This window comes from Curtobacterium flaccumfaciens, from assembly GCF_018598405.1.
Taxonomy (GTDB): Bacteria; Actinomycetota; Actinomycetes; order Actinomycetales; family Microbacteriaceae; genus Curtobacterium; species Curtobacterium aurantiacum.
Window position 1 is genome coordinate 85,175 of record NZ_JAHEWS010000003.1, and the last position, 23,771, is coordinate 108,945.

The 23,771-nt window shown below is 72.3% G+C and carries 20 protein-coding genes and 1 tRNA gene; 3 read left to right on the plus strand and 18 right to left on the minus strand.

Annotated elements, in window-relative coordinates; translation table 11 throughout:
* Positions 1 to 3 precede the first annotated feature (3 nt).
* Positions 4 to 312: a hypothetical protein gene (locus KK097_RS02950; protein WP_214531380.1), complete on the minus strand. Its 309-nt coding sequence runs from the start codon at positions 310 to 312 to the stop codon at positions 4 to 6.
* Positions 313 to 507: 195 nt separating this feature from the next.
* On the opposite strand from KK097_RS02950, the gene KK097_RS02955 reads away from it, so the two are divergent.
* Both KK097_RS02955 and KK097_RS02960 read left to right on the plus strand, forming a co-directional pair.
* Positions 508 to 1,185, plus strand: a complete 678-nt coding sequence (locus KK097_RS02955; RefSeq protein ID WP_214531379.1) for a response regulator transcription factor — start codon at positions 508 to 510, stop codon at positions 1,183 to 1,185.
* On the plus strand, positions 1,182 to 2,693 hold the full coding sequence (locus KK097_RS02960) for a sensor histidine kinase (protein ID WP_214531378.1): 1,512 nt from the start codon (positions 1,182 to 1,184) through the stop codon (positions 2,691 to 2,693). Before KK097_RS02955 ends, KK097_RS02960 begins: the two co-directional genes overlap by 4 nt.
* A gap of 46 nt (positions 2,694 to 2,739) precedes the next feature.
* Here KK097_RS02960 and KK097_RS02965 read toward each other — a convergent pair whose 3' ends face one another.
* The 15 genes from KK097_RS02965 to rplU form a co-directional block, all read right to left on the minus strand.
* A complete protein-coding gene (locus tag KK097_RS02965) occupies positions 2,740 to 6,150 on the minus strand; it encodes an error-prone DNA polymerase (protein WP_214543641.1) in 3,411 nt (1,136 codons plus the stop codon).
* 37 nt (positions 6,151 to 6,187) lie between these two features.
* Positions 6,188 to 7,816 (minus strand): DNA polymerase Y family protein, encoded by a 1,629-nt coding sequence (locus tag KK097_RS02970; RefSeq protein ID WP_214543642.1) that lies wholly within the window; start codon positions 7,814 to 7,816, stop codon positions 6,188 to 6,190.
* Positions 7,813 to 8,679, minus strand: coding sequence for a DnaE2-dependent mutagenesis accessory factor ImuA' (imuA', locus tag KK097_RS02975; protein WP_250893418.1), 867 nt, complete (start codon positions 8,677 to 8,679; stop codon positions 7,813 to 7,815). The genes KK097_RS02970 and imuA' overlap by 4 nt, the downstream gene beginning before the upstream one ends.
* A gap of 46 nt (positions 8,680 to 8,725) precedes the next feature.
* Positions 8,726 to 10,249, minus strand: coding sequence for an anthranilate synthase component I family protein (locus tag KK097_RS02980; RefSeq protein WP_214543643.1), 1,524 nt, complete (start codon positions 10,247 to 10,249; stop codon positions 8,726 to 8,728).
* Complete coding sequence (locus tag KK097_RS02985) at positions 10,228 to 11,151, minus strand: aldose 1-epimerase family protein (protein ID WP_214543644.1); 924 nt, start codon at positions 11,149 to 11,151, stop codon at positions 10,228 to 10,230. The genes KK097_RS02980 and KK097_RS02985 overlap by 22 nt, the downstream gene beginning before the upstream one ends.
* A 114-nt stretch (positions 11,152 to 11,265) precedes the next feature.
* Positions 11,266 to 11,341: transfer RNA gene (locus tag KK097_RS02990), tRNA-Ala, on the minus strand.
* 108 nt (positions 11,342 to 11,449) lie between these two features.
* Positions 11,450 to 11,824: a ribosome silencing factor gene (gene rsfS, locus KK097_RS02995; RefSeq protein WP_214531373.1), complete on the minus strand. Its 375-nt coding sequence runs from the start codon at positions 11,822 to 11,824 to the stop codon at positions 11,450 to 11,452.
* A 132-nt stretch (positions 11,825 to 11,956) separates the two neighbouring features.
* Positions 11,957 to 13,465: a hypothetical protein gene (locus KK097_RS03000; protein WP_214543645.1), complete on the minus strand. Its 1,509-nt coding sequence runs from the start codon at positions 13,463 to 13,465 to the stop codon at positions 11,957 to 11,959.
* A complete protein-coding gene (nadD, locus tag KK097_RS03005) occupies positions 13,462 to 14,061 on the minus strand; it encodes a nicotinate-nucleotide adenylyltransferase (protein WP_110859233.1) in 600 nt (199 codons plus the stop codon). The genes KK097_RS03000 and nadD overlap by 4 nt, the downstream gene beginning before the upstream one ends.
* Before the next feature lie 11 nt (positions 14,062 to 14,072).
* On the minus strand, positions 14,073 to 14,273 hold the full coding sequence (locus tag KK097_RS03010) for a hypothetical protein (RefSeq protein WP_214531371.1): 201 nt from the start codon (positions 14,271 to 14,273) through the stop codon (positions 14,073 to 14,075).
* 41 nt (positions 14,274 to 14,314) lie between these two features.
* On the minus strand, positions 14,315 to 15,580 hold the full coding sequence (locus KK097_RS03015; protein WP_214543646.1) for a glutamate-5-semialdehyde dehydrogenase: 1,266 nt from the start codon (positions 15,578 to 15,580) through the stop codon (positions 14,315 to 14,317).
* A gap of 401 nt (positions 15,581 to 15,981) precedes the next feature.
* Positions 15,982 to 16,800 (minus strand): glutamate 5-kinase, encoded by an 819-nt coding sequence (gene proB / locus KK097_RS03020; RefSeq protein WP_250896388.1) that lies wholly within the window; start codon positions 16,798 to 16,800, stop codon positions 15,982 to 15,984.
* 7 nt (positions 16,801 to 16,807) lie between these two features.
* Complete coding sequence (gene obgE, locus KK097_RS03025) at positions 16,808 to 18,385, minus strand: GTPase ObgE (RefSeq protein WP_214543647.1); 1,578 nt, start codon at positions 18,383 to 18,385, stop codon at positions 16,808 to 16,810.
* Positions 18,386 to 18,489: 104 nt separating this feature from the next.
* Positions 18,490 to 18,741, minus strand: coding sequence for a 50S ribosomal protein L27 (gene rpmA, locus KK097_RS03030; RefSeq protein ID WP_017885976.1), 252 nt, complete (start codon positions 18,739 to 18,741; stop codon positions 18,490 to 18,492).
* A 12-nt stretch (positions 18,742 to 18,753) separates the two neighbouring features.
* On the minus strand, positions 18,754 to 19,062 hold the full coding sequence (gene rplU, locus KK097_RS03035) for a 50S ribosomal protein L21 (RefSeq protein ID WP_027464715.1): 309 nt from the start codon (positions 19,060 to 19,062) through the stop codon (positions 18,754 to 18,756).
* Between the two features lie 179 nt (positions 19,063 to 19,241).
* On the opposite strand from rplU, the gene KK097_RS03040 reads away from it, so the two are divergent.
* Positions 19,242 to 19,514, plus strand: coding sequence for a DUF4031 domain-containing protein (locus tag KK097_RS03040; protein ID WP_071405560.1), 273 nt, complete (start codon positions 19,242 to 19,244; stop codon positions 19,512 to 19,514).
* A 196-nt stretch (positions 19,515 to 19,710) separates the two neighbouring features.
* Here the strand turns inward: KK097_RS03040 and KK097_RS03045 are convergent, their stop codons facing one another.
* Together KK097_RS03045 and KK097_RS03050 are read right to left on the minus strand one after the other, a co-directional pair.
* Positions 19,711 to 20,523: a hypothetical protein gene (locus KK097_RS03045; RefSeq protein ID WP_214543648.1), complete on the minus strand. Its 813-nt coding sequence runs from the start codon at positions 20,521 to 20,523 to the stop codon at positions 19,711 to 19,713.
* Between the two features lie 2 nt (positions 20,524 to 20,525).
* Positions 20,526 to 23,531 carry an Rne/Rng family ribonuclease gene (locus KK097_RS03050; protein WP_214543649.1) on the minus strand — a complete coding sequence of 1,002 codons (3,006 nt, stop codon included), beginning with the start codon at positions 23,529 to 23,531 and terminating at the stop codon, positions 20,526 to 20,528.
* Between the last annotated feature and the right edge of the window lie 240 nt (positions 23,532 to 23,771).

Below are 23,771 nucleotides of genomic sequence, written 5' to 3' on the forward strand. Positions count from 1 at the left end.
CGTTCAGCGGGTGGCGCAGGCCGCTTCCGACGCCGTCCGCACGACGTCGGACCAGATCACCGAGGTCGGCACGGTACCGCTCGCTCCCGGGATCCCGGCATCGGCGTACCGCCTGATCTCGGCGACGACGGCCTCGATGCCGACCTCCCGTGCTGTGCGGCTCGCCACGTCCGGCACCGCCGTGAGCAGCTCCGCGACCACGCGGTCGCGCGGGGCGTCCTCCAGTTGCGCGAGCGCGCCGATGCCCTTCCAGGCGGCGTCGAGTTCGGCGCGCAGGCGCACGATGGACGGGTGGTCGATCGAGTCGTTCATGGTCCCCCAGTGCGGACGGCGCATCGGGTCGCGCTGTCCGCTGCCGGAGCCTAGCAACGAAGCAAGCGACGCTCACGTCCCTAGAACGTGGGACAGACCGTTCTGCTCTGTCCTGTGACGAGATTCAGCGAGTCTGCCCCGGAGAACGGCCCTCGGAGCCGGTTCGATGCCACGATGGGTCCGAGGAGGTCCACTATGCGGCTGTTGGTGGTCGAGGACGACGACGAGATGCGTGCACTGATGGAGCGCGGGCTCGCTGCCGAGGGGTACCGCGTCACGGCGGTCGAGAACGGTGTCGAGGCGCTCATCGCCCTCGGCGAGCAGGCGTTCGACCTGGCCGTCGTGGACGTGATGATGCCCGGCATGTCCGGGTTCGAGCTCGCCCGACGGATCCGCGAGCGCGAGGACCCGGTGCGCATCCTGCTCGTGACCGCGCGAGACGCCGTCGACGACCGCGTGTTCGGGCTCGACGCCGGCGCGGACGACTACCTCACCAAGCCCTTCGCCTTCGCCGAGCTCACCGCGCGGCTCCGTGCCCTCGGCCGCCGTGAGTCCGCCGGGGCTCCCCGCACGATCGAGGTCGGGGACGTCTCGATCGACTCCGAGGCCCGCCGCATCTCGATCAAGGGCCAGCGCGTCGCCGTGAGCCCGACCGAGTTCGCGCTGCTCCGACTGCTCGCTCGATCGGCAGGCAGCGTCGTCGACCGCCCGAAGATCCTCGAAGAGGTCTGGGACGGCTCGCAGCACGTCGACCCGAACGTGGTCGAGCAGTACATCTCGTACCTCCGCAAGAAGCTCACCGCGCACGGCGCCACGGTCGCCATCGCCACGGTCCGCGGCCGCGGGTACCGCCTGGATCTGCTCGGGGCGTGAACGGGGCCGGCGACGCCCCCCGATCGGACCGCCGACGCCGCGGTCCGATCCGACCGCTGCGCCTGCTGTCGCTGCGCGCCCGGATCACGATCGGATCGACGGCGATCGCCGCGATCGTCATCCTGCTGCTCGTCCTGGTGATGCGGTTCCAGGTGGTGAGCGTCGTCGCGAGCGCGACACGGACGTTGCTCGACGCCGACGCGGACCCCTACGTCGCCACGCTCGAGGTCGACAGCGACCCGGACCTGTCGCCGCCGGGCAACGCGCAGCTCGTCGCCGTCGTGTCCCCGTCCGGTGAGATCGTGCTGTCCACGATGCCGGACCGCGTCGAGCAGGCCCTCGGCAGCCTGACGTCGACCGCCGCCGGGACGTCGATCATCCGCGTCTCCGGCTCGGAGTACCGGGTCGTGGTGGAGCACCCCGTCAACCAGGCCGGCCGCTGGACCGTCGTCGCCGCCCGGAACTCGCAGGCCGAGGCGATCGTCGTCGACGACCTCACGACGACGCTGTCGCTGACGGGCCTGGCGATCCTGCTCGCCTTCGGTGTCGCGTCCTGGGTGCTCGCCACCACCGCGCTGCGCCCCGTGAACCGGATGCGCCGCGAGGCCGAACGGCTCTCCGTCGCCCCGGAACGAGCCGAACTCCCCGTGGGCCCCGCCCAGGACGAGCTGGCGTCCCTGGCCACCACGTTGAACGCCTTCCTCGCCCGGACCCGACAGGCGACGGAGCGTGAACGCCAGATGGTGTCGGACGCCAGCCACGAGCTCCGCACGCCCCTCGCGATCCTGACCACCCAGCTCGACCTCGCCGCGCTCGACGTCGACGACGCGGCCGCCCTCGCCGCCCACATCGAGCGTGCGAAGCACAGCGTCGCGCGCTTGTCGCGGCTGGCGAACGACCTGCTCGCGCTGTCCAGGATCGAAGAGTCCGAGCGCCGCGAACAGGACGGCGACCAGCGACCCGAAACCGCCTGGTCGGACCTCGGTGACGAGGTGATGGCCGCGGTCGACCGCGTCCGGCTCATCGCGTCGGCGAAGGACGTCACCGTCGACTTCGACCTCGAACCACCCGTCGCCGTCGGCGGCTCGGGCCCGGGCATCGGCGGCGGCACCGTCGAGCCGCACTACCGGATCGACACCGGCGGCATGGCGCAGCTCGTCACGAACATCGCGGGCAACGCCGTGGCCGCGCTCCCCCGCGGCGGCGGCATCTTCGTGTCGTGGCGGAGCACCGGTGGCGAGGGCGTGCTGCAGATCACCGACGACGGACCGGGCGTGCCCGAGTCCTTCATCCCGGTGGCCTTCGACCGCTTCACCCGTCCGGACGAGGCCAGGAAGTCCCGCCCCAACCCGGACCCGTCGACAGGTGCCGGCGCCCTGCCCGGCGGCTCCGGCCTGGGACTCGCGATCGTGCGCGCGGTGGCGGAACGGGCGGGAGGCACGGCGTCGCTCCGCAACGTGCCCTCGGGTGGGCTCGAAGTCACGGTCCGCCTGCCCGAGGTGCGCTGAGCACAACCGCTCGCTCGAGCACGACCGCTCACCTGCGCACGACCGATCACTGGAAGTCCCGCGAGCGGGTGCGGACGGACAGCGACAGGTGCTCGATGCGGTCAGCCACCAGGTTGACCACCCCGTCGGGCGACCGCTCGAGGATGCCGCGGACGATCACCGCCGGGGATTCCCGCGCCACCCGGCGGTAGCGCCCCCACACCCCGACGCTGCAGATGACGTTGACCAGCCCGGTCTCGTCCTCGACGTTCAGGAACGTGATGCCCGAGGCCGTCGCCGGACGCTGCCGGTGCGTCACGATCCCGCCGATCTCGACCCGTCGGCCGGTCTCGGCGGTCGCGGTGTCCTGCACGCTGAGCACCCGGCGTGCGGCGAGCCGGTCCCGCACGTGCCGGACGGGGTGGTCGTCGGTCGTCATGCCCGTCGACCACATGTCGGCGATGAGCACGTCCCCGCTCGTCATCTGACCGAACAACGGCGGCTGCACGAACACCTGCGTGTCCGGCAGCTGGTCGGGGCGCTCCGCCGCGGCCTGGGCAGCCGACCACATCGCACCGCGCCGGTCGATGTCGAACGGGGCGAACGCGTCGGCGGCGGCGAGGGCCTCGAGCTGCGGCGTGGTCAAGCCGACCCGGCGGGCCAGGTCGGACATGTCGGAGAAGGGGCCGTTGGCGTCCCGCTCGGCGACGATCTTCTCGGCGCTCTTCCGGCTGAGCGACGCGACCTCGGCCAGCCCGAGCCGCACGGCGAAGGCACCGTCGCGACGGTGCCTCGCGGTGTCGTCGGGGAGCGCCTTGTCGAAGGGCAGCACCGGTGGCTGCTCGGAGGCCAGGCACGCGTCGTCACCGGCCGTGGCATCCCCGTCCGGCAGGGGCTCGAGCGTCGCGTCGACCCCGGACCGCAGGATGTCCGGCCGCAGCACCCGGACACCGTGCCGCCGGGCGTCGGCGACCAGGGTCTGCGGTGAGTAGAACCCCATCGGCTGCGCCCGGAGCAGCGCCGCCAGGAACGCTCCCGGGTAGTGCAGCCGCATCCACGCGCTCGCGTAGACGATGAGGGCGAAGCTGATCGAGTGGCTCTCCGCGAAGCCGAAGTTCGCGAAGGCCTGGATCTTCGCGTAGATCGCGTCGGCATCGGCACCGTGGATGCCGTTGTCCGCCATCCCCGTGTAGAGCTTGTCCCGCAGCCGGTCGATCTTCTCGTGCCCGCGCTTCGACCCCATCGCCCGCCGCAGCAGGTCGGCGTCGTCCCCGGAGCAGTTGCCCACCGCGATCGCCATCTGCATGAGCTGCTCCTGGAACAGCGGGACCCCGAGGGTGCGTTCGAGCACGGGTTCGAGCGCCGGGTGCATGTACGTGATCGGTTCCTCGCCCGTGCGCCTCCGGATGTACGGGTGCACCGCGCCGCCCTGGATCGGCCCGGGCCGCACGAGCGCGACCTCGATCACCAGGTCGTAGAACCGCCGCGGGAGCAGTCGGGGCAGCGTGCCCATCTGCGCACGGGACTCCACCTGGAACACCCCGATCGTGTCCGCGCGGCAGAGCTGGTCGTAGACGCCCTGCTCTTCCTTCGGGATGGAGTGCATCTCCCAGCGCTCCCCGCAGTGCTCTGCAGCCAGGTCGAACGAGTACTGCAGCGCGGCGAGCATGCCGAGCCCGAGCATGTCGAACTTCACGAGCCCCATGTAGGCGCAGTCGTCCTTGTCCCACTGCAGCACGGTGCGGCCGTCCATCCGGGCGTGCTCGATCGGCACGACCTCGCCCACCGGGCGGTCGGTCAGCACCATGCCGCCGGAGTGGATGCCGAGGTGCCGCGGGAACCCGAGGACGTCGCTCGCGAGTCCGACGACCGCCGGCGGGATGTCGTGGTCCTGGCTCTCGGTCACCGACCCCCACCGCTCGACCTGCTTCGACCAGGCGTCCTGCTGCCCCGGGCTGTGACCGAGCGCCTTCGCCATGTCACGGACCGCGCCCTTGGGCCGGTAGGTGATGACGTTCGCAACCTGGGCGGCGTTGTGCCGACCGTACTTGGCGTACACGTACTGGATCACCTCTTCGCGGCGGTCCGAGTCGAAGTCGACGTCGATGTCGGGCTCCTCGTCGCGCATCGCCGACAGGAACCGCTCGAACGGCAGCCCGTACCGGATCGAGTCCACCGCGGTGATCTCGAGCAGGTAGCAGACCGCCGAGTTCGCCGCCGAGCCCCGCCCCTGGCAGAGGATGCCCCGACCGCGGGCGTACTGCACCATGTCGCGCACGATCAGGAAGTACCCGGGGAAGTTCTTCTCCTCGATCACGGACAGTTCACGCTCGATGCGCTCCCGCTTGCGGGGGTCGACCCCGTCGGCGCTGCCGGGGTAGAACCGCCGGGCACCGGTCCAGGTGAGTTCGCGGAGCCACGACATGGCGGTGTGCCCGTCCGGGACGTCGAGGTCGGGCAGCCCGGGCTTGACCGTCTTCAGCCGGAACCCGAGCTCGTCGGCGAGCTCCACCGTCTGCTCGATCGCCCCCGGGTAGCGACCGAACCGTCTGGCCATCTCGGCGCCGGAGCGCAGGTGGGCGGTGTCGGCCGCGGGCAGCCAGCCGTCGATCTCGTCGAGGCTGCGGCGGGCACGGACCGCCGCGAGTGCCGTGGCCACCGGGAACCGGTCCGGGGTGGCGTAGTGCACGTTGCCGGTGGCGACGAGGGGCAGCGCGTGCTTCGCGGCGATGTCGGCCAGGGCGTCGTTGCGTGCGCTGTCCAGGGGGTCGCCGTGGTCCAGCAGCTCCACGACGACGTTGCGGCTGCCGAACCGGTCGAGCAGCACCCGGAGCGCGGTCTCCGCGGCGGACTCGCCACCCTGTTCGAGGGCCTGCCGCACGGAGCCCTTCCGGCAGCCGGTGAGGACGCGCCACTGCCCGTCCGCCCGCGCGGCGAGGTCGTCGAGGTCGTACTGCGGGCTGCCCTTCTCGGACCCGGCAGCCAGGTGCGCACTCGTCACCGCACCCGCGAGCCGGTGGTAGCCGTCCTGGCCGTCGGCGAGCAGGAGCAGGTGCGAGCCCTCGGGGTCGGGCACGCCGTTCTGGGGTTCGGTCAGCCCCAGGGACAGCTCGGTGCCGAAGACGGTGCCGACCTGCGGGTACGACTCGGCGACCTCGGCCATCCGGGCGGCCCCGTAGAAGCCGTCGTGGTCGGTGAGCGCGAGGGCGTGCAGCCGGAGCCGAGCAGCTTCTTCGAACAGGTGCTCGGGCTGGCTGGCGCCGTCGAGGAAGCTGAAGGCCGAGTGCGCGTGCAGTTCGGCGTACGGCACGACCGGGCCGCCGTCGGTGTCGAGCGGCGACGGGACGTACGGCTCGCGCTTCCGCGACCACGCCGGGCTGTCCCCGCCGTCGCCGTCGTGCGCCGTACCCGGGCTCCGCTTGTCGGACAGGGCACGCTCGAACTGCGACCACGGGATGGGTGGGTTGCTGTAGCCCATCAGGTCACGCTCCTGCTCGTGCTGCTGCTGGTGGTGGTCACGTCGCGATCGCCTCCGCCCACCAGCGGTGGTCCGCCAGCACCAGGTACCAGGCACGTCCCTCGGCGTCGACGAGCTGCAGCCGGTGCAGGCGTCGTCCGCCGGACTCCCACCACCGCACGACGAGCGGCCACGGGCCCGCCCAGGCCGTCACGACCGCGAACGTGCCGCCCCGGTCGCCCTCGGCACGGAACCGCTCGGGTGCGCCGGACAGCACGCCACGCTCGTCGACGTCGACACTCGCACCGCCGGCGGTGACGACGTCGACCGGTCGGGGCCGCTCGAGCACGGTGGCGGGTGGCGGGCCGGGCAGCTTGCCGGGCCACGGGCGGTCGCGGACGGTCGCCAGGGCACGCTCGCCGCCCGCTGGTGCGTCGCCCCACGGCACGAGCACGACGCGCTCGGACAGGGTGCGGCCACCGCCGATGCGCGGACTCACCACACCGTCGTGCCCGACCATGCCCTGGATCCGGGCGAGGCCGTGGTGCACGCGCTCATCCGGGCCGGAGCCCCACAGCCCGCGCTCGTGGTTCGCCATGTCGTCGACGGCGACCGGCTCGAGCACCACCGAGGTGACCGGCGCCTCGAGCCCGGTCGGGTCCACCCCGCCGGCGAGCTGCCACCGCACCCGGTCGACCACGTCGGCGGCGTCGAACCAGCGCGGGTGCGCCCAGGTCCGTTCGAGCAGGATGTCGCGCTCGTCGACGATCCCCACACGGATGGTCGTCGCCACGAGCCCCGCGGCCCGGAGTCGCTCGGCGAAGTCGTCGGCGGAACGCCGGAACGCGAACGCGATCTGGTCGGCACGGTCCAGCGGGGGTTCGAACGACGCCTCGACCCGGAGTTCCGGCGGGATCTCCCGCGCCGCGATCTCGCGTGGGTCGCGGCCCCCGGCCAACCGGTGCAGGAACGCCCCGGCCACGCCGAAGCGGTCCCGCACCTGTTCGTCGCCGAGTGCCGCGAAGTCGCCGAGCGTGGTGATGCCGAGCCGGTCGAGCACCGTCGTGAGGTCGGGGTCGCCGAGCACACCGAGCGGCAGGTGCGCGAGGAAGTCCGCCGATCCCCCGACGGGCACGAGCCGCACCCGTTCACCGGGTCGCACCGGACGGGCCCGGGCTGCCTGGTCCGCCGCGAACGGGGTGTCGGCCACCCCGGCCCGCACCGCGGGGGCGCCGTGGTCGGCCGCGATGCCGGCAAGGGTCGCCGCCGCCGCGCGCTCACCGCCGTAGTACCGGGCCGGCCCACGGGCGCGGAGCGCGAGGGTGCCCGGCCGCAGCACCTCGACCCCGGGGACCGCCGCCTCGACCGCTCGGATGACGGGCTCGAAGGCGCGGTGGTCGAGGGCGTCGTCGTAGGGCTGCACGAGGAGCTCGGGGCACCGCGCCTGCGCCTCACGCACGCGGAGCCCCCGCACGACACCCTGCTCACGCGCGGACGCGGAGCTCGCGAACACGAGCCCCTTCGCGGTCAGGGCGAGGGGCTGCTCCGGCGGGGTGCCACCGGCCCGAGCCGCCGCGATGACCGGCCAGTCCGGGCACCAGAGCACGATCGTCCGGGTCGGGGGTGGTTCGGGCAGTGCCGCTCCCCGCGTGATCGCGTCGGACCGGAGGCGCCCGGAGGCGATCACGACGCCACCGCCACGGGCCGCAGCACGCGGGTGTCCCCGGAGCCCACCGTCGGTACCGGTGTGGCGGCCCGGACCGCACCGTCGGCCGCGGGCAGGAGCAGCTCGGCGGTCGCCGGACGCACCGCGCCGGCACGCCCGGTCGCGGTCACGGTCGCCCGGCGTTCCGTCAGGTGACCGTGGCCCTGTCCGATGCCGCTCCACGTCGAGGACGTGACCCGCAGCGTGACGTCCGCCCCGGGCCAGGAGCCGAGCGCGACGAGTGCGCCACCGCGCTGTCGCAGCCGAGCCGACAGCCGTGCCACGTCGCCCGGCACGACCCGGCCGAGCGGTCGGGTGAGGACGATCTGCGCGACGTCGGCCATCGCCGCCGTCACGGCGAGCCACTGGTCGCCCGGTTCGGGGACGAGGACGAGCCGCTCGAGGTCGATCCCCGCGGCGGCTGCCGCTTCGACCCCGAAGGACGGCACGCCGACGACCGCGCACCATGCTCCGGCCGCCGAGGCCGCCTGCAGCATGGTGATCGCGAGCAGCACCGACTCGGGGACGGCGTAGGTACCACCGACCCGGATCGCGCCACCGGGCAGCAGGGGTTCGAGCGCCGGGGCCGTGGGGAGCCCGGCGGTGTCGACCCGGGTGGACTCCATGTCGGCCACCCGGGACCGCAGGGACGTGATGCGGTCGAGCGCGGCCCGGGCATCGCCCAGGTGGTCCGTCCCACGGCGCGCACTGCCACTGCCCGCGCCGCTGCCGTGTGCAGCGCCGCTCCGCCCGCCCCGGTCCGGGGTGGGCGACCGGAGTGCCGCCGCCGTCTGCATGCCCTCATATTCGAACATGTGTTCGATGATGTCAATCGCGTCCGACATCTGTGGACAGTCCGTGTCGAACAAGTGTTCGACTCAGTGCGTCAGCTCACCAACTGGCGACCGCCCCGACCCCACCGAGCACCGATCGGGTCTTCGTCTCGACCTCGTCCGCCTCGTCCGCCGCAACCGACGACCACGTCACCGCTCCCCCGGCGCCCAGCGTCCGGGAACGCACGACGCCCGAGTCGTCGAGCACGGTCACGAGGGTACGGATCGCCACCGACAGGTCGACCGCCCCGCTCGCCGAGAAGTACCCGATGGCACCCGAGTACACCCCGCGCGGCGCCCCCTCGAGCCGGTCCGCGATCGCCGTCGCGCTGCTCTTCGGTGCCCCGGTCATCGATCCGGGCGGGAACGCCGCGTGCACCACGTCGGCCCGCGACGTCCCCGCCGGCAGCACCGCCCCGATCGTCGAGACCAGCTGGTGCACGCTCGCGTAGGTCTCGACGGCGCACAGCCGCTCGACGTGCACCGACCCGGGCACGGCCGTCCGCAGCAGGTCGTTCCGCAGCAGGTCGACGATCATCACGTTCTCGGCCCGTTCCTTCGGGCTCGCCGCGAGTTCGTCCCGCACGGCAGCGTCCGCATCAGCATCGGCGAGCCGTCGCCGCGTGCCCTTGATCGGCTCCGCGAGCACGCTCCCGACCGCGTCGATCCGCAGGAACCGCTCCGGCGACCGGCTCGCCACGCGCAGCGGGCCGAGCCGCAGGTACGCGCCGAACGGCACCGGATCGGACGCCCGCATCCGCAGGTACTCGCCCAGGTGTGGGTCCGAGACGGAGCCGCCCCGGGCCTCCCGTCCGACCGCGAAGGCGGTGGTGAGGCACACCTGGAACGCGTTGCCCTCGCGGATCTCGGCGCGGCACGCGTCGACCGCCCGCTCATAGGCGGCCCGCGACACACGTCCGGTCGCCGCGGACACCCCGGCCGGGAGGCCCGTGGCCGCGTCCCCGACGTCGGCCGGAGTCGACGGGGCGGTCACCTGCTCGAGCCACGCATGGTTGTGCGCACTGGCCGTCGGTTCGGCGTCGGAGACGAGCGCGAGCGCCCACCCGGAACCGGTGTGGTCGACGACGACGGCACGGTCGACGAACCGCAGGTCGGCGTCGGCGTGTCCGTCGGCGGTGCGGTCCGGACCGCCGGACTCGCGGCCGAGCTCGTAGCCGAGGAACCCGACCCAGCCCAGCGCGAAGCCGCACCCGGGGAGCGGCTCGGGCAGGCGGGGTGTGCGGGCGAGCAGGTCGGCCAGCACCGCGAAAGCCGGACGCTCCTCGGAACGGGTCCGACCGAGCCACCCCTCTGCAGGCGCGGCGACCGTCAGGTGCGCTCGACGGTCCTGGTGCCGGAACCGGGCGGCGAACGGCCCGTCCGCCCACGCCAGCACGGACCAGCGCGCCCGGGGCCGAGCCGTGGCGGGAGCACCGTCCGGCAGACCGGAGTCGAGCCAGACCAGGTCACCCTGGACACGCGCCGCCAGGGTCGCGAGGTCCGGGACCGGGTCGAGTCGGCGGACCTCGACGCGGACGTCGGGGTCGGGGTCGAGGCCGGTCAGATCGCGGCGATCGTCCATGCGGCGGCGTGCGAGGCACCGGGGGTGAGCACCACGAGACCGCGGTCCTCGCCGTCGTTGAAGGCGTCGGGCGCGCACGTCATCGGCTCGACGGCGAGACCGGCTCGGTGGTACTCGGACACGACGTGGTCCGCGGTGTGCACCTGGGCCCAGCCGCACTCCGGACCGAAGGTCGCACGGACCCCGTGGCCGTCCGCCGCCGTGACCGCGATGGTCGCGAGGCCGGCGGCGTCGCGGTCGAAGCCCGTGAAGGCGTGGTCGATGAACCGGTCACCGATGAGTGTGGGCGTCCGCAGGTCGAACTCGTCGTGCACGGGGACCAGGTCGGTCGGGATGAGCCGGTCCGGCGTCACCTCGAGCACCTGGGCTGCCGGCAGGGACAGGGTCCAGTCGTCGACGGTTCCGGTGCCCGCGACGAGGTACGGGTGCGGGCCGGTCCCCCACGGAGCGTCCTCGGCGCCCGTGTTCGTCCCGGTGATCGTCGTGTGCAGCCCCTCGGCGTCGAGCCGGTACTCCACTGCGACCTCGACGCGGTACGGGTAGCCCTGCTGCGCCTGCACGGTGGTGGCGAGCACCACGCGGTCGTCCGCCTGCTCCTGCACCCGGAAGTTCGTCCACGCGACGAGTCCGTGCAGGGCATGGTGCCGTGCCGGCTCGGTGAGGGCGAGCTCATGGTCGACGCCGCCGAAGGAGTACTCACCGTCGACGATCCGGTTCGGCCACGGAGCCAGGACGGCACCGCGGAAGACCGGGCGCACCTCGTCGGCGTCGAACGGCACGACCAGGTCGCGACCATCGTGACGGAGCGTCCGCAGCGTCGCGCCGACGGTGGCGATGTCGGCCGTGTACCCGGCGGAGGCGATCGTCAGCGGGGACCCGGACAGCGGCGCGTCGTTGCTCATGCGCTCAGCGTATCGGGCGGCCGGGAGCCGTCGGACGCGCGACCCCGGAAACGAAACAGCCCCGACGCTCGGGAGCGACGGGGCGGTTCGTGTTCGTACTGTTCGTGTTCGTACTGGTGGATCTGAGGGGACTCGAACCCCTGACCCCCTGCATGCCATGCAGGTGCGCTACCAGCTGCGCCACAGACCCAGATTGTGTTGCTTCTGCGCCGACCGGTTCCCCGGAGGCACCATAGAAGCGTACACCACGCGAACGCCGGGTGACGAAATCGGAGCCGTCACCCGGGCGCGTCGCCGATCAGGCGGTGTGGTCCACCGGGAGCTCGAGGGAGATCGTCGGGCAGTCGGCCCACAGACGTTCGAGCGAGTAGTACTGACGGTCTTCGTCGTGGAACACGTGCACGATGACGTCACCGAAGTCGATGAGGACCCAGCGACCCTCGGCACGACCTTCGCGACGGAGCGTCTTGGCGCCGAGTTCGAGGAGACGTTCCTCGACGGCATCGGCGATGGACTGCACGTTGCGCTCGTTCCGACCGGTTGCGAGCAGGAACACGTCCGTGAGCTGCAACGGCCCGGTCACGTCGAGAGCGACGAGGTCCTCGGCCTGCTTGGCGTCGGCCGCGAGTGCTGCGGCCTGCACGAGTTCCAGTGCGCGAGTGGAGGCGGTCACGGATTCCTTCCGGTCGTCGAACCGACGGGCAGCCGGTTCGCTTGATGGGTCACGATCATAAGCCACCCCGCCGACAGCGGCCAGGCCGGAGTCGGCGGGGTGGTGCAGGACGGACGTCGGGGACGGCAGTGGTCAGCCGCCCATGTGGGTCGTGAGGAGGGCGGTGATGATCACGCCCGCCGCCGCCAGCCCGACGGCACCCACGGTGATGCCGAGGATGAGCGGCGTGCGCGACTCCTTCGGCTTGGCCGCGGCGAGCACGACCTGGCGGGTCGACGTGTGGCTCGACACCGCACGGCTCGCGCGGACCGGGCTGGCGTCGGTCTCGGGCTGCTCGTCCTGCTGTTCGAGCAGGCGGTCGACCTCGGCGCCGTCGATCGGCCGGTGCGACCCGGTCGACGACAGCGACGCCGGCAGGTCGATCGACCCCGTGAGGATCACCTCGCCCGTCGCGTTCAGGGCACCGGTGGGGTCGGCCAGGGCCGAGTTCGGCAGGATGATCGCGTTCGTGTTGGTCACGGCGACGCGGCGGGTACCGGTCTCGGCGTCGTGCACCTCGGAGTCGTTCGAGTCGTGCGCCTGCTGCGACCAGTGGCCGGCGGGCGGCGCGAAGGCCGTGGTCACGGGCTTCGGCTCCGTCGGACGCTGGAACGCGGCCGGGACCTTCGGGGCCTCGGTCGCGGGAGCGGATCCGGGCAGCGGCACCTCGTTGGTGTCGTCGTCCTCGGGGTCGGCGTCGGCGTCGAGCGAGAGCGGGAACACGGCGGGGGTCGCGGCGGCGGCGCTCGTCGGGATCGGGGCCGGGGCCGGGCTGACCGCTGGCTGCCGCGGCTCCGGAGCGGAGGCGGTGTCGGCGGGTCGAGCGGCCGTGGCCGGAGCGTCCTCGGTCGTCCGGTCCGTCGCGCCCTTGGACACCGCGGCGTCGGACTCGGACTCCGACGCGGACTCCGGCTCGGGCTCGGTCGTGGGCTCGGCGTCCGCAGCCTCGGCGGGCGGCGACCAGGTCGAACGGTGACGGCGGGGTTCCTCGGCGTGCGCGGCGGCCTCGTCGAGGGGCTCGAGGGCGTCCGGCGATCCGTCGGCCTCGGTGGCCTGGGCCACCGCTGCCCGGTCGAGGGCCGTCGCCGGCGCGGTCTGCTCGTCGTCGGACCCGGTGCCCGAGTCGGGAGCGCTGCGCGGTGCGACCGAGGGGTCGATGGTGTCGACCGAGCCGAGGACGTCCTCGACGGTGCGGTCCGACGACTGCGGGGTCGGGTTCTGCAGCGGGACCGGCTGGACCGCCTGGTTCTCGGCCGCACGGAGCTGCCGGATCTGCCGACGCGTGAGCCCACCGCTGCCGGGGACGATCTCGGTCGCGGAGGCCGGCGGGAACGGCGGCACACCGGCTGCCGGTGCCGACACCGGGACGGACTGCGCGGACCCGGGTGCGGACTGTGCCGACACCGGGGCGGACGACTGCGCCGGGCCACCGGGTGCCGGGGCGACGTGCGACCCGGGGCGACGGTGCGACTCCGGGGTCTCGGCGGCGGGTGCTGCGACGGTCGGGGGCGGCGTCGCGGGCTGCGAACCGGCCGCGGCGGCACGCTCCCGCTCGCGCGCTTGGCGCCGCGACAGGGGCGGCTGCGCGTCGGACGAACTCATGCAACGCTCCGATACAGGTGGTGCTTGGAGATGTACTGGACGACGCCGTCGGGAACCAAGTACCAGACGGGGAACCCCCGTCGAACCCGGTCACGGCAATCCGTCGAGGATATGGCCAGTGCAGGGACTTCGAGCAAGCTTACGTCCCGCTCGGGCAATCCGGTGATGCTCAAGGCGTGTCCCGGACGCGTCACGGCGACGAAGTGCGCCAGGTCCCAGAGACCATCATGGTCTTTCCAGTCGACGATCTGCTGAACGGCGTCTGCGCCCGAGATGAAGACCAGCTGGGCATCCGGTCGCTGTTCGTGCAGGTCACGCAGGGTGTCGACGGTGTAGGTCGGTCCTGGACGGTCGATGTCCACGCGGCTGACCGTGAACATCGGGTTCGACGCGGTCGCGATCACGGTCATCAGGTACCGGTGCTCGGCATCGGTGACGTCGGACTTCATGTACGGCTGTCCGGTGGGGACGAAGACGACTTCGTCGAGGTCGAACGCCCGCGCCACCTCGGACGCCGCGACCAGGTGCCCGTGGTGGATGGGGTCGAACGTGCCACCCATCACGCCGATGCGTGGCCGTCCGGTGGTCTCGAGCATCGAGTGGTCGGTCAGATCTTGGTGTGACCGAACTCGTCGACACCCGTCTCGTGGTGGCGGGTGGCCTCGAACTTCTGCGAGTGACGGTAGGCCACGTCGCGGAAGCTCCAGGTCACGAAGCCGAGGAAGATGAAGAAGAGGGCGCCGACCATCGGGTACACGAACGCGGGCGCCCCGGAGGCGTGCTCAGCAGCTTCTGCGAGGAGGGTCATCGTTCGGTGCTCCGTTCGGTCGGGGAAAGACGCCGTTCAGTCTAGCCGCGGATCTGCCCGGAGCCGCGCACGATCCACTTCGTGCTCGTGAGTTCCGGCAGCCCCATCGGACCGCGTGCGTGCAGCTTCTGCGTCGAGATGCCGACCTCGGCGCCGAAACCGAACTCGCCGCCGTCGGTGAACCGTGTCGACGCGTTCACCATCACGACCGCCGAGTCGACGGTCGCCAGGAACCGCTCGGCCGTGTCGACGTCGTTCGTGACGATCGACTCGGTGTGGTGCGTGGACCACCGGGCGATGTGGGCCATCGCCGCGTCGACGTCGGGCACGACGCGGATCGACAGGTCGAGGTCCATCGACTCGGTCGCCCAGTCGTCGTCCGTGGCACGGAGCACACCGGGCACGATCGCCCGCGTGGTCTCGTCACCACGCAGCGTGACGCCGGACGCCCGCAGCCGGTCGGCCAGCACCGGCAGGAGCCGTTCGGCCGCTGCCTCGTGCACCAGGAGGGTCTCGAGGGCGTTGCACACACTCGGCCGCTGCACCTTGCTGTTCAGGACGATGTCCACGGCCCGCTGCTCGGGCGCGGACGCGTCGAGGAACACGTGCACGACCCCCGCACCGGTCTCGATGACGGGCACCTGCGACTCGGTCACCACGGTCTGGATCAGCGAGGCGCTCCCCCGCGGGATCAGCACGTCGACCAGGCCACGGGCGCGCATGAGCTCGGTGGCACCGGCCCGGCCGAACGTGTCGATGGTCTGCACCAGGTCGCGCGGCAGCCCGACCGACTCGACGGCGTCCTGGATGCGTGCCACGAGGACGGCGTTGGTGTGCTGCGCTGCGGACCCGCCGCGGAGCACCACGGCGTTCCCCGACTTGAGCGCGAGCGAGGCGATGTCGACGGTGACGTTGGGGCGCGCCTCGTAGATGGCGCCGACGACGCCGAACGGCACGCGGACCTGGGTGAGCTGGAGCCCGTTCGGCAGCTGCGACCCGCGGACGTGCTCACCCACCGGGTCGGTGAGCCCGACGACGTGCTCGACCGCGGCGGCCAGGGCCTCGATCCGGACCGGGTCGAGCCGCAACCGGTCGAGCAGCCCGGACGACAGCCCGCCGTCCTCACCGGCGACCAGGTCCTCGTGGTTCGCGGCGACGATCTCGGCGGTCGCGGCGCGCACGGCCGAGGCGATCGCCACGAGCGCGGCGTCCTTGACGGCGGTGGTCGCGGTCGCGAGCGCCGACGAGGCGGCCCGTGCTGCCACGAGCGTGTCGGTCAGGGTCGGGGCGGGCGCGATCGACGACATGGACCGATTCTAGGTCCGCCCCTCGGTTCGTGACGGGCGTGCCGGACGCTCGCCGTGCCTCCAGGCCCGGTCCGCCGCGCCGACCGGTCACGACACGTCGTCACCCGTCTGCTGAGCGGTCGCAGATCTGCGCGACGCGGCGACCGTACCGAGGGTTCTCGACCACACGCCGGCGTCCCGACAGGGAGTCGTGACCGCCTGGAGGCCCGCCACCGGTCCCCGGACCTGCACCGGGCCTCCAGGCGGTCGCGTCCACTCCGCCGACCGGTCACGACACGTCGTCCTGCGCCGTGCGAGCGGTCACAGACCGTCGCTCCGCGACGCCTGCGCCGACGGTTCCCGACCATTCGGCGCCGTGCCGATGGCGCGTCGTGACCGTTCCGGGCGCTGTGCGGACTGCGTCAGGGCCGCGGTGCGGCGTGGAACCAGGTACCGAGGTGTTCGCCGGCCAGCGCGCGGTCGACCAGTGCCGTGTCGGTGACGAGCACAGCGGTGCCGGCCTCGGCTGCGAGCCGCGCGGCGGCGACCTTGGTCCCCGCTCCCCCGGTGCCGACGCCGGCGGTGCCGATCGAGCCAAAGGTGACCCCGGCGAGCTCGTCGCCGAACGGCACCTCGTCGATGCGGGTCGCGCCGGGCTGCTCCGGGGGCGCCGTGTAGAGCGCCTCCACGTCGGAGAGCAGCACGAGGACATCGGCACCGAGCAGCCGGGCCACCAGGGCCGCGAGCCGGTCGTTGTCGCCGAAGCGGATCTCGTGCGTGGCGACGGTGTCGTTCTCGTTCACGATCGGCAGCACCCGCAGCGCGAGCAACCGGTCGATGGCCCGCTGGGCGTTCACCCGGTGCGTCGGATTCTGCAGGTCACCGGCGGTCAGCAGGATCTGCGCCGCGACGACACCGTGCCGGTCGAGTTCCTTCTGGTACCGGAACATCAGGACGTTCTGACCCGTGGCCGCGGCCGCCTGCTGCGTGGCGAGGTCGTCCGGCCGACCCTCGAGCCCGAGGAACGGGAACCCGGTCGCGATCGCACCGGACGACACGAGCACGACCTCGGTGGCTCGACCGTAGGCCGCGGCCAGGGCGTCGACCAGCGGGCCGATCTGGCCGGCGGCGGCACCGCTGACCGAGGACGAGCCGACCTTGACCACGATCCGCCGCGCACGCGGGATGTCCTCGCGCCGGGTGACGGGTCCGAGGTCGCTGTGGGCGGTCGTGTCGGTCATGCCGCGGTCAGTCCTTCTGGTCGCTGGTCTCGACCTGGTCGCTGTCGGACTGGTCGCCGGTGCCGAGCTGGTCGCTGGTCACCACGTCGTCGTCCACCCAGAGCCCGGAGACACGCTCCTGCTCGAGCTCGGCACGGGCGGCCGCCTTGGCGTCCATCCGCTCGAAGTACTCCTCGCGCCGCTCGTTGCGGGTCGGACGCGAGGTCGCACCGATGCGGGCGTCGGTACCGCGGGCGCTCGTGATGAGCTCCGCCGTGGACGTGAGTGTCGGCTCCCAGTCGAACACCATCCCGCCGTCGCCACCGATGACGACGGTCGATCCGGCGACGGCACCGGCCTTGAACAGGCCGTCCTCGACGCCGAGCTTCGCGAGCCGGTCGGCCAGGTAGCCGATCGCCTCTTCGTTGGTGAAGTCGGTCTGCTGCACCCAGCGCTCCGGCTTGGCGCCGCGGACACGGTAGAAGCGGTGCTCCTCGCCGCCCTCGGCGCGCACGGTGAACGGCTTCTCGTTGACCGAGCGGGGGCGGAGCACGATGCGCTCCGGCACGGGCTCGGCAGCACGGGCGGCGCGGGCCTGCTCGACGATGTCGGCCAGCGCGAACGTCAGCTCGCGGAGCCCCTTGCGGGACGCGGTCGAGATCGGGAAGACGCGGTACCCGCGGCCCTCGAGCTCGGCGGTGACGAAGTCGGCGAGCTCCTGCGCCTCCGGCACGTCCACCTTGTTCAGGGCGATGAGCTGCGGGCGCTCGAGCAGCGGCACCTGGCCCTCGGGGACCGGGTAACGCTCGAGCTCGCCGAGGATGACGTCGAGGTCGCTGATCGGGTCGCGGCCCGGGTCGAGCGTGGCGCAGTCGATGACGTGGAGCAGCGCCTCGCATCGCTCGACGTGGCGCAGGAACTCGAGTCCGAGGCCCTTGCCCTCGGACGCACCCTCGATCAGACCGGGGACGTCGGCGACGGTGAACCGGGTGTCGCCGGACTCGACGACACCGAGGTTCGGGGTGAGGGTCGTGAACGGGTAGTCGGCGATCTTCGGCTTGGCGGCGGAGATGGCCGCGATGAGCGAGGACTTGCCGGCGCTCGGGAACCCGACGAGGGCGACGTCGGCGATGGTCTTCAGCTCGAGGCTGATGTCGCCGGCCCACCCCTCGGTGCCGAGCAGCGCGAAGCCGGGGGCCTTGCGCTTCGTGGTGGAGAGCGCCGCGTTGCCGAGGCCGCCCTGTCCGCCGGGGGCCACGACGACGCGCATGCCGGGCTCGGTGAGGTCGGCGATGACCTCGCCGGACTCGTCGTAGACGACGGTGCCGACGGGCATCGGGAGCTCGAGGACCTCGCCGCTGACGCCGCTGCGGTGGTCGCCCATGCCGGGCTGCCCGTTCTTCGACGAGCGGTGCGGTGAACGGTGGTAGCCGAGCAGCGTGGTCACCTGCGGGTCGGCCACGAGCACGATGTCGCCGCCGTCACCGCCGTTGCCGCCGTCGGGCCCGGCGAGGGGCTTGAACTTCTCACGGCGGACCGACACGCAGCCGTTGCCGCCGTGCCCCGCGCTGAGGTGCAGGGTCACGCGGTCGACGAAGGTCGCCATGGGTCCACTCCAGGTGTTTCGTTGTGCCGACGGGATCGTCGGCGGGAAAAGCGAAGGAGGGGCGGGCACTCGGCCCGCCCCTCCCGCTGCAGTCGTTCGGACGACTACGCGTTGACGATGTTGATGACCTTGCGGCCACCCTTGGTGCCGAACTCGACCGAACCGGACGAGAGGGCGAACAGCGTGTCGTCGCCACCGCGGCCGACGTTGGCGCCCGGGTGGAAATGCGTGCCGCGCTGGCGCACGATGATCTCGCCGGCGTTGACGACCTCGCCACCGAAGCGCTTCACGCCGAGGCGCTGTGCGTTCGAGTCACGACCGTTGCGAGTGGAACTCGCGCCCTTCTTGTGTGCCATGAGTTGACTCCCTTACGCGATCTTGGTGATCTTGACGCGGGTCAGCTCAGCGCGGAAACCCTGGCGCTTCTTGTACCCGGTCTTGTTCTTGAACTTCTGGATGATGACCTTGGGACCACGGAGGTCGTCGAGCACCTCGGCGGTGACGGTCACGTTCGCGAGCTCGGAAGCCGCCGACGTGATCTTGTCACCGTCCACGAGGAGCACGGGGGCGAGGTCGATGTTGCCCTTGTCGTCCGCCTTGGCACGGTCGATGGTCAGGATGGTGCCGACCTCGACCTTCTCCTGACGGCCGCCGGCGCGCACTACTGCGTAAACCACGTGGAAATCCTTACGTAACTCTGCTTGAGGGAAGTCTCGGGTGCCCACTTCTGCACGAGCGGCTCCCGGAAGGCCGGGCCCGATCGGCGACGCAGGCAGAACGGCCCGCTGACACCAGGGACCGAGAATACTCGATCACCCTGGGTCCGGTCAAACGGCGACACCCGTACGATTGCACGGTGACCGTGTTGATCGACCCACCGACGTGGCCCGCCCACGACACACTGTGGTCGCACCTCGTCAGTGATGAATCCTACGCGGAACTCCACGCGTTCGCTGCGCGGGCCGGTGTGCCGCGCCGTGCGTTCGATCACGACCACTACGACGTCCCGCTCTCGCGGTACGACGAACTGGTGGCCGCTGGCGCGTCCGCCGTGACCGGTCGGGAGCTCGTGCTGCGCCTGATCCGCAGCGGGCTGCGCGTGGCGCAGCGGGACAAGCGCGGGCTCTGACGGCACGCCAGGACGGCCGGGAGGCCCGGTGCCGGTCCGCCCCGCGCGGCACCTCGCACGGCGCGCCGCCGGCTCGCAGGGCCGCGCGAACGGTGGGAGGTTCCGTACTCCGTGCGACGCGGAGACTGGCGCACCGAGTACGGAACCTCGCACGGGTCGACGGGGCCTCGCACCGTGCGAGGGGCCGCGAACGGGCTCAGCGGGGAGCTGGACCGCCCCAGGGGTTCGCCGAGGGCTGCTGCGGCTGGATCGTCGCCGGCGGAACCGCGTCGGCGGGTCGCACGGTGCCGGGCATGCCCGACGTCGACGCCGGACTGCGAGCACCGCGTGGGCGGCCGAGCCAGAGCCACGCCGCCGTGGCGGTCGCGAGGAGCATCACCGTGAAGGGCACGCCGTTCTGCAGCGGCGTCGTGACGACGTCGATGACGAGCTTCGAGCCGCCAGCGGTGGTCGCACCGAACGAGCCCGTGAAGACCCCGACGAGCGCCAGGGCGACGGTGCCGGCGGCGCCGGCGAGCACGGCGCGGAGCAGGAGCCGAGGCAGCGGGCTGCGGCGGTCGATCGGTGTCAGGAAGGCCAGGGCCAGGAAGGCACCGGCGTAGTACGGGAACGGCGCCACGAAGACCCCGGTGGTGAAGCTGCCGAGCAAGCTCGTCCCGGCGCCGTAGTGCCGGAACGGGCTGACCACGAGCGCGTTCCCGAGCAGTCCGAACAGCCCGGACACGAACTGGACGAGCACCAGGGTCACCACGGCGATGAGCGCGCCGGCCGTGTTCGTCACCGAGGCGCCCGGCGCGAACGCCCGGCGCGGATCGGCGGGGGCACGGGGTGGCCGTGGCGGGGCGTACGGGGCTCCGGCACCGGGCTGGTGCCCGTACTGCGGCACACCGCCCTGCTGCGGCGGCACCGGGCCTCCCGGCTGCTGACTGCCCGGGCCGGGCGGTGCGGGCTGGGACCAGCCCGCACCGTAGTACCCGCGCTGCTGCTGCGGGTCGCCCGGGTTCGTCATGGTCAGTTCCCCAGGATCACGGCGCCGTCGGAGCCGTCGGTGTCATCGGTCGACTCCTCCGTCGGCGTCGCCGGAGCACTGATGCTCGGGGACGAGACCCGGCGGGAGCGCGAACGCCCCTGACCGGGCTGCTTCGGCTCGGGCAGCGCCTGGAGCACCGAGTCGAGCAGCGACTCGGCGTCCGGGGCGACCGTGCGTGGCTCGCGCTTGGGCGCCGCGGCGATCGGGATGTCCAGGATCGCGACGGAGTTCTCGGTCGGGGTCACCGTCGCGCTCGAGCTCACCCGACGACGAGCCGGGGCCTTGGCCTTCGGTGCAGCGGCGACCGGCTCGACGACGGCCTTCGGCTCGCTCGCCGTCGGCGCGGTGGCCTTCGGCGCGACGACCACAGCCTCGGCGGCTTGCGGTGCGACCGACTGGTCGGGCGCATCGGACTGCTCCGCAGCGGGAGCGTCCGTCGACTCGGCGTTCTCGGCACCCGCAATGGCCTGCTGGTCCCCACCGCGTCCGCCACGACCGCGGCGGCGACGCTTCGAACCGGTCGGCTGCTCGCCGGAGGTACCGTTCGCGGCATCGGCCGACGTCGGTGCCGTCGCGTCCGTCGCGCCCATCCCGGTCGACGCTGCGGCCGCGTCTGCCGCCTGCTGCTCGTCGTGCGAGAGGGTCGAGGCCGCGATCCGCGACAGCGCGTTCTTCACGTCGTCGGTGATCTGGTGTGCCTGGCCGGAGGCACCGTTCGACTGTCCCGAGGAACCGGAGTTCCCCTTGCCACCGTTGCCGTTGCCGTTGCCGTTGTCGGACCGGCCGTTCTCGTTGCCGTTCCCACCACGACCCTTGCGACGCCCCTTGCTCGGGCCCGGGTCGGCGTTGTTGTCGTTGACCTTGGCGTTGACCTCGTCGAGGGACTCGCGCAGGCCGACCCCGATCTTCTTGCGGGTCATCTGCACGAGGCCGAGCGAGGTGATCTCGGCGACCTGGTGCTTCGTGCGGTCGCGGCTCAGGCACTCGACCAGGCGGCGGAGCACGAGGTCGCGGTTCTCCTCGAGCACCATGTCGATGAAGTCGACGACGATGATGCCGCCGATGTCGCGCAGGCGGAGCTGGCGGACGAGTTCCTCGGCAGCCTCGAGGTTGTTCTTCGTGACCGTCTCTTCGAGGTTGCCCCCGGAACCGACGAACTTGCCGGTGTTGACGTCGACGACCGTCATGGCCTCGGTGCGGTCGATGACGAGCGAACCACCGGAGGGCAGCCAGACCTTGCGGTCGAGCGCCTTGTCGATCTGCTCGTTGAGGCGGAACTCCTCGAAGGAGTCCGGGCCCTCGTAGCGAACGACGCGGTCCTTGAGGTCCGGGGCGACGGCCGACAGGTACTCGTCGATGGTGCCGCCGGCGGCCTCGCCGTCGATGATCAGCTTCGTGAAGTCCTCGTTGAAGACGTCACGGACGATCTTGATGAGCAGGTCCGGCTCGGAGTGCAGCATGACCGGGGCGTGACCACCGGCGACCTTCTTCTGGATGGCCTCCCACTGGCTGGTCAGGCGCTGCACGTCGCGGGTGAGCTGCTCCTCGGTCGCGCCCTCGGCAGCGGTGCGCACGATGACGCCCGCGTGCTCCGGCAGGACCTCCTTCAGGATCTTCTTCAGGCGGGCACGCTCGGTGTCCGGCAGCTTGCGCGAGATCCCGTTCATCGAGCCGTTCGGCACGTAGACCAGGTAGCGGCCCGGCAGCGAGATCTGGCTGGTCAGACGGGCGCCCTTGTGGCCGACCGGGTCCTTCGTGACCTGCACGAGGACCTTGTCGCCCGGCTTGAGCGCTGCTTCGATGCGGCGACCGTGGTTGCCGGTCTCGACGGAGTTCCAGTCGACCTCACCGGCGTAGAGCACGGCGTTGCGGCCACGACCGATGTCGACGAACGCGGCCTCCATCGAGGGCAGGACGTTCTGCACCTTGCCGAGGTACACGTTGCCGATGAGCGACACGTTCTCGGACTTGGTGATGTAATGCTCGGCGAGGATGCCGTCCTCGAGCACGCCGATCTCGATCGTCGACGAGCTGGAGCGGACGATCATCTGGCGGTCGACGCTCTCGCGGCGGGCGAGGAACTCGTCCTCGCTCACGACCTGGCGGCGGCGTCCGGCGTCACGGCCGTCACGACGGCGCTGCTTCTTCGCCTCGAGCCGGGTCGAACCCTTGATGCGCTGCGGCTCGGTGATGAGCTCCGGCTCACGGCGGCGCGGCTCCTGGTGGTCGCGCGGCTCGCGCGGCTCGCGGGCCTCGCGGTCGGCGCTCGACCCACGGCGACGCGAACGGCGGCGCGAACCGCCCTGGTCGTCGCGGTCGTCACGGTCGCGATCGCGGTCGCGGTCGCGATCGAAACGGTCCTCGCGGTCGTAGCGGTCGTCCTCGTCGCGGTCGCGGTCGCGGTCGCGGTCACGCTCGTACCGGGGCGCGCGCTGCGGCAGCTCCGGCAGCACCGGCGCGTGGAAGATCAGGCTGAGCGTGCTGGTCGCCTTCGGCACGAACGGCTCCTCGGCGGCAGCAGCGGGTGCGCTCGCCTCGGTCGTCGGCTCGCCCTGGGCCGGACGGGAGGCACGGTTCGCGTCCGCCCCGTCGGTCGCGGTGGCGGCCTGGTCACCCGACACGACCGGAAGGTCGCCGGTCAGCGTGCTCACGTCGTGCGGCTCGGCCCCGCCGTCGGCGACGGCCTCGACCGCGACGGAGACCGCCCCGGTGTCGGTCGACTCGACGGGCGACGCCGGCGAAGCCGGGGAGTCGGGCGAGTCCGGCGAATCGGGAGAGTCCGGCGAACCGGCCGACGCGACGCTGGCCGCGGGACGGGCGTCAGCGCCGCCCGTCAGCGCGAGGGTCTCGTCGGCGTGGGGTGCCTGCTCGGCGCTCCCACGGGCCTCCTGGCCGGACGACCGGGCGCGGCGACCGCCGAACAGGCGGCTCCGGCGCTTCGGCGCGTTCTCGTCGTTGGTCGTGTTGTCGTTGTTCTGCTCCACCATGGACTGGTGCACTCCTCGGCCCCACTCGCACCCTTTCGGGTGGCGGGAATTCTGTGTCGTGGCGGGCGGCGTCGACGCCCCCGCGCTCGCTGTCTCGTGATCGGCCCGCGTCAACTTCTCGTTGCGTCCGCGCCCGTTCCGGTCCGGGCACCCGGCCCGTTCCGGCTCGGCATCGGAGTGACGCTGCCCGACCACAGTGCGCTCTCACCGCACCGGATCGTCCGGGTTCGGCCCGGTGGG

Bases quoted from the DNA above. Each gene is read 5' to 3' on its own strand.
- KK097_RS03045 (WP_214543648.1), bottom strand. From the start codon at position 20,523: ATGACGAACCCGGGCGACCCGCAGCAGCAGCGCGGGTACTACGGTGCG.
- KK097_RS02950 (WP_214531380.1), bottom strand. From the start codon at position 312: ATGAACGACTCGATCGACCACCCGTCCATCGTGCGCCTGCGCGCCGAA.
- nadD (WP_110859233.1), bottom strand. From the start codon at position 14,061: ATGCTCGAGACCACCGGACGGCCACGCATCGGCGTGATGGGTGGCACG.
- KK097_RS02980 (WP_214543643.1), bottom strand. From the start codon at position 10,249: ATGGACGATCGCCGCGATCTGACCGGCCTCGACCCCGACCCCGACGTC.
- KK097_RS03015 (WP_214543646.1), bottom strand. From the start codon at position 15,580: ATGTCGTCGATCGCGCCCGCCCCGACCCTGACCGACACGCTCGTGGCA.
- KK097_RS03010 (WP_214531371.1), bottom strand. From the start codon at position 14,273: ATGACCCTCCTCGCAGAAGCTGCTGAGCACGCCTCCGGGGCGCCCGCG.
- KK097_RS02985 (WP_214543644.1), bottom strand. From the start codon at position 11,151: ATGAGCAACGACGCGCCGCTGTCCGGGTCCCCGCTGACGATCGCCTCC.
- imuA' (WP_250893418.1), bottom strand. From the start codon at position 8,679: ATGTCGGACGCGATTGACATCATCGAACACATGTTCGAATATGAGGGC.
- KK097_RS02965 (WP_214543641.1), bottom strand. From the start codon at position 6,150: ATGGGCTACAGCAACCCACCCATCCCGTGGTCGCAGTTCGAGCGTGCC.
- rpmA (WP_017885976.1), bottom strand. From the start codon at position 18,741: ATGGCACACAAGAAGGGCGCGAGTTCCACTCGCAACGGTCGTGACTCG.
- KK097_RS03000 (WP_214543645.1), bottom strand. From the start codon at position 13,465: ATGAGTTCGTCCGACGCGCAGCCGCCCCTGTCGCGGCGCCAAGCGCGC.
- KK097_RS03050 (WP_214543649.1), bottom strand. From the start codon at position 23,531: ATGGTGGAGCAGAACAACGACAACACGACCAACGACGAGAACGCGCCG.
- proB (WP_250896388.1), bottom strand. From the start codon at position 16,800: ATGACCGACACGACCGCCCACAGCGACCTCGGACCCGTCACCCGGCGC.
- KK097_RS02955 (WP_214531379.1), top strand. From the start codon at position 508: ATGCGGCTGTTGGTGGTCGAGGACGACGACGAGATGCGTGCACTGATG.
- obgE (WP_214543647.1), bottom strand. From the start codon at position 18,385: ATGGCGACCTTCGTCGACCGCGTGACCCTGCACCTCAGCGCGGGGCAC.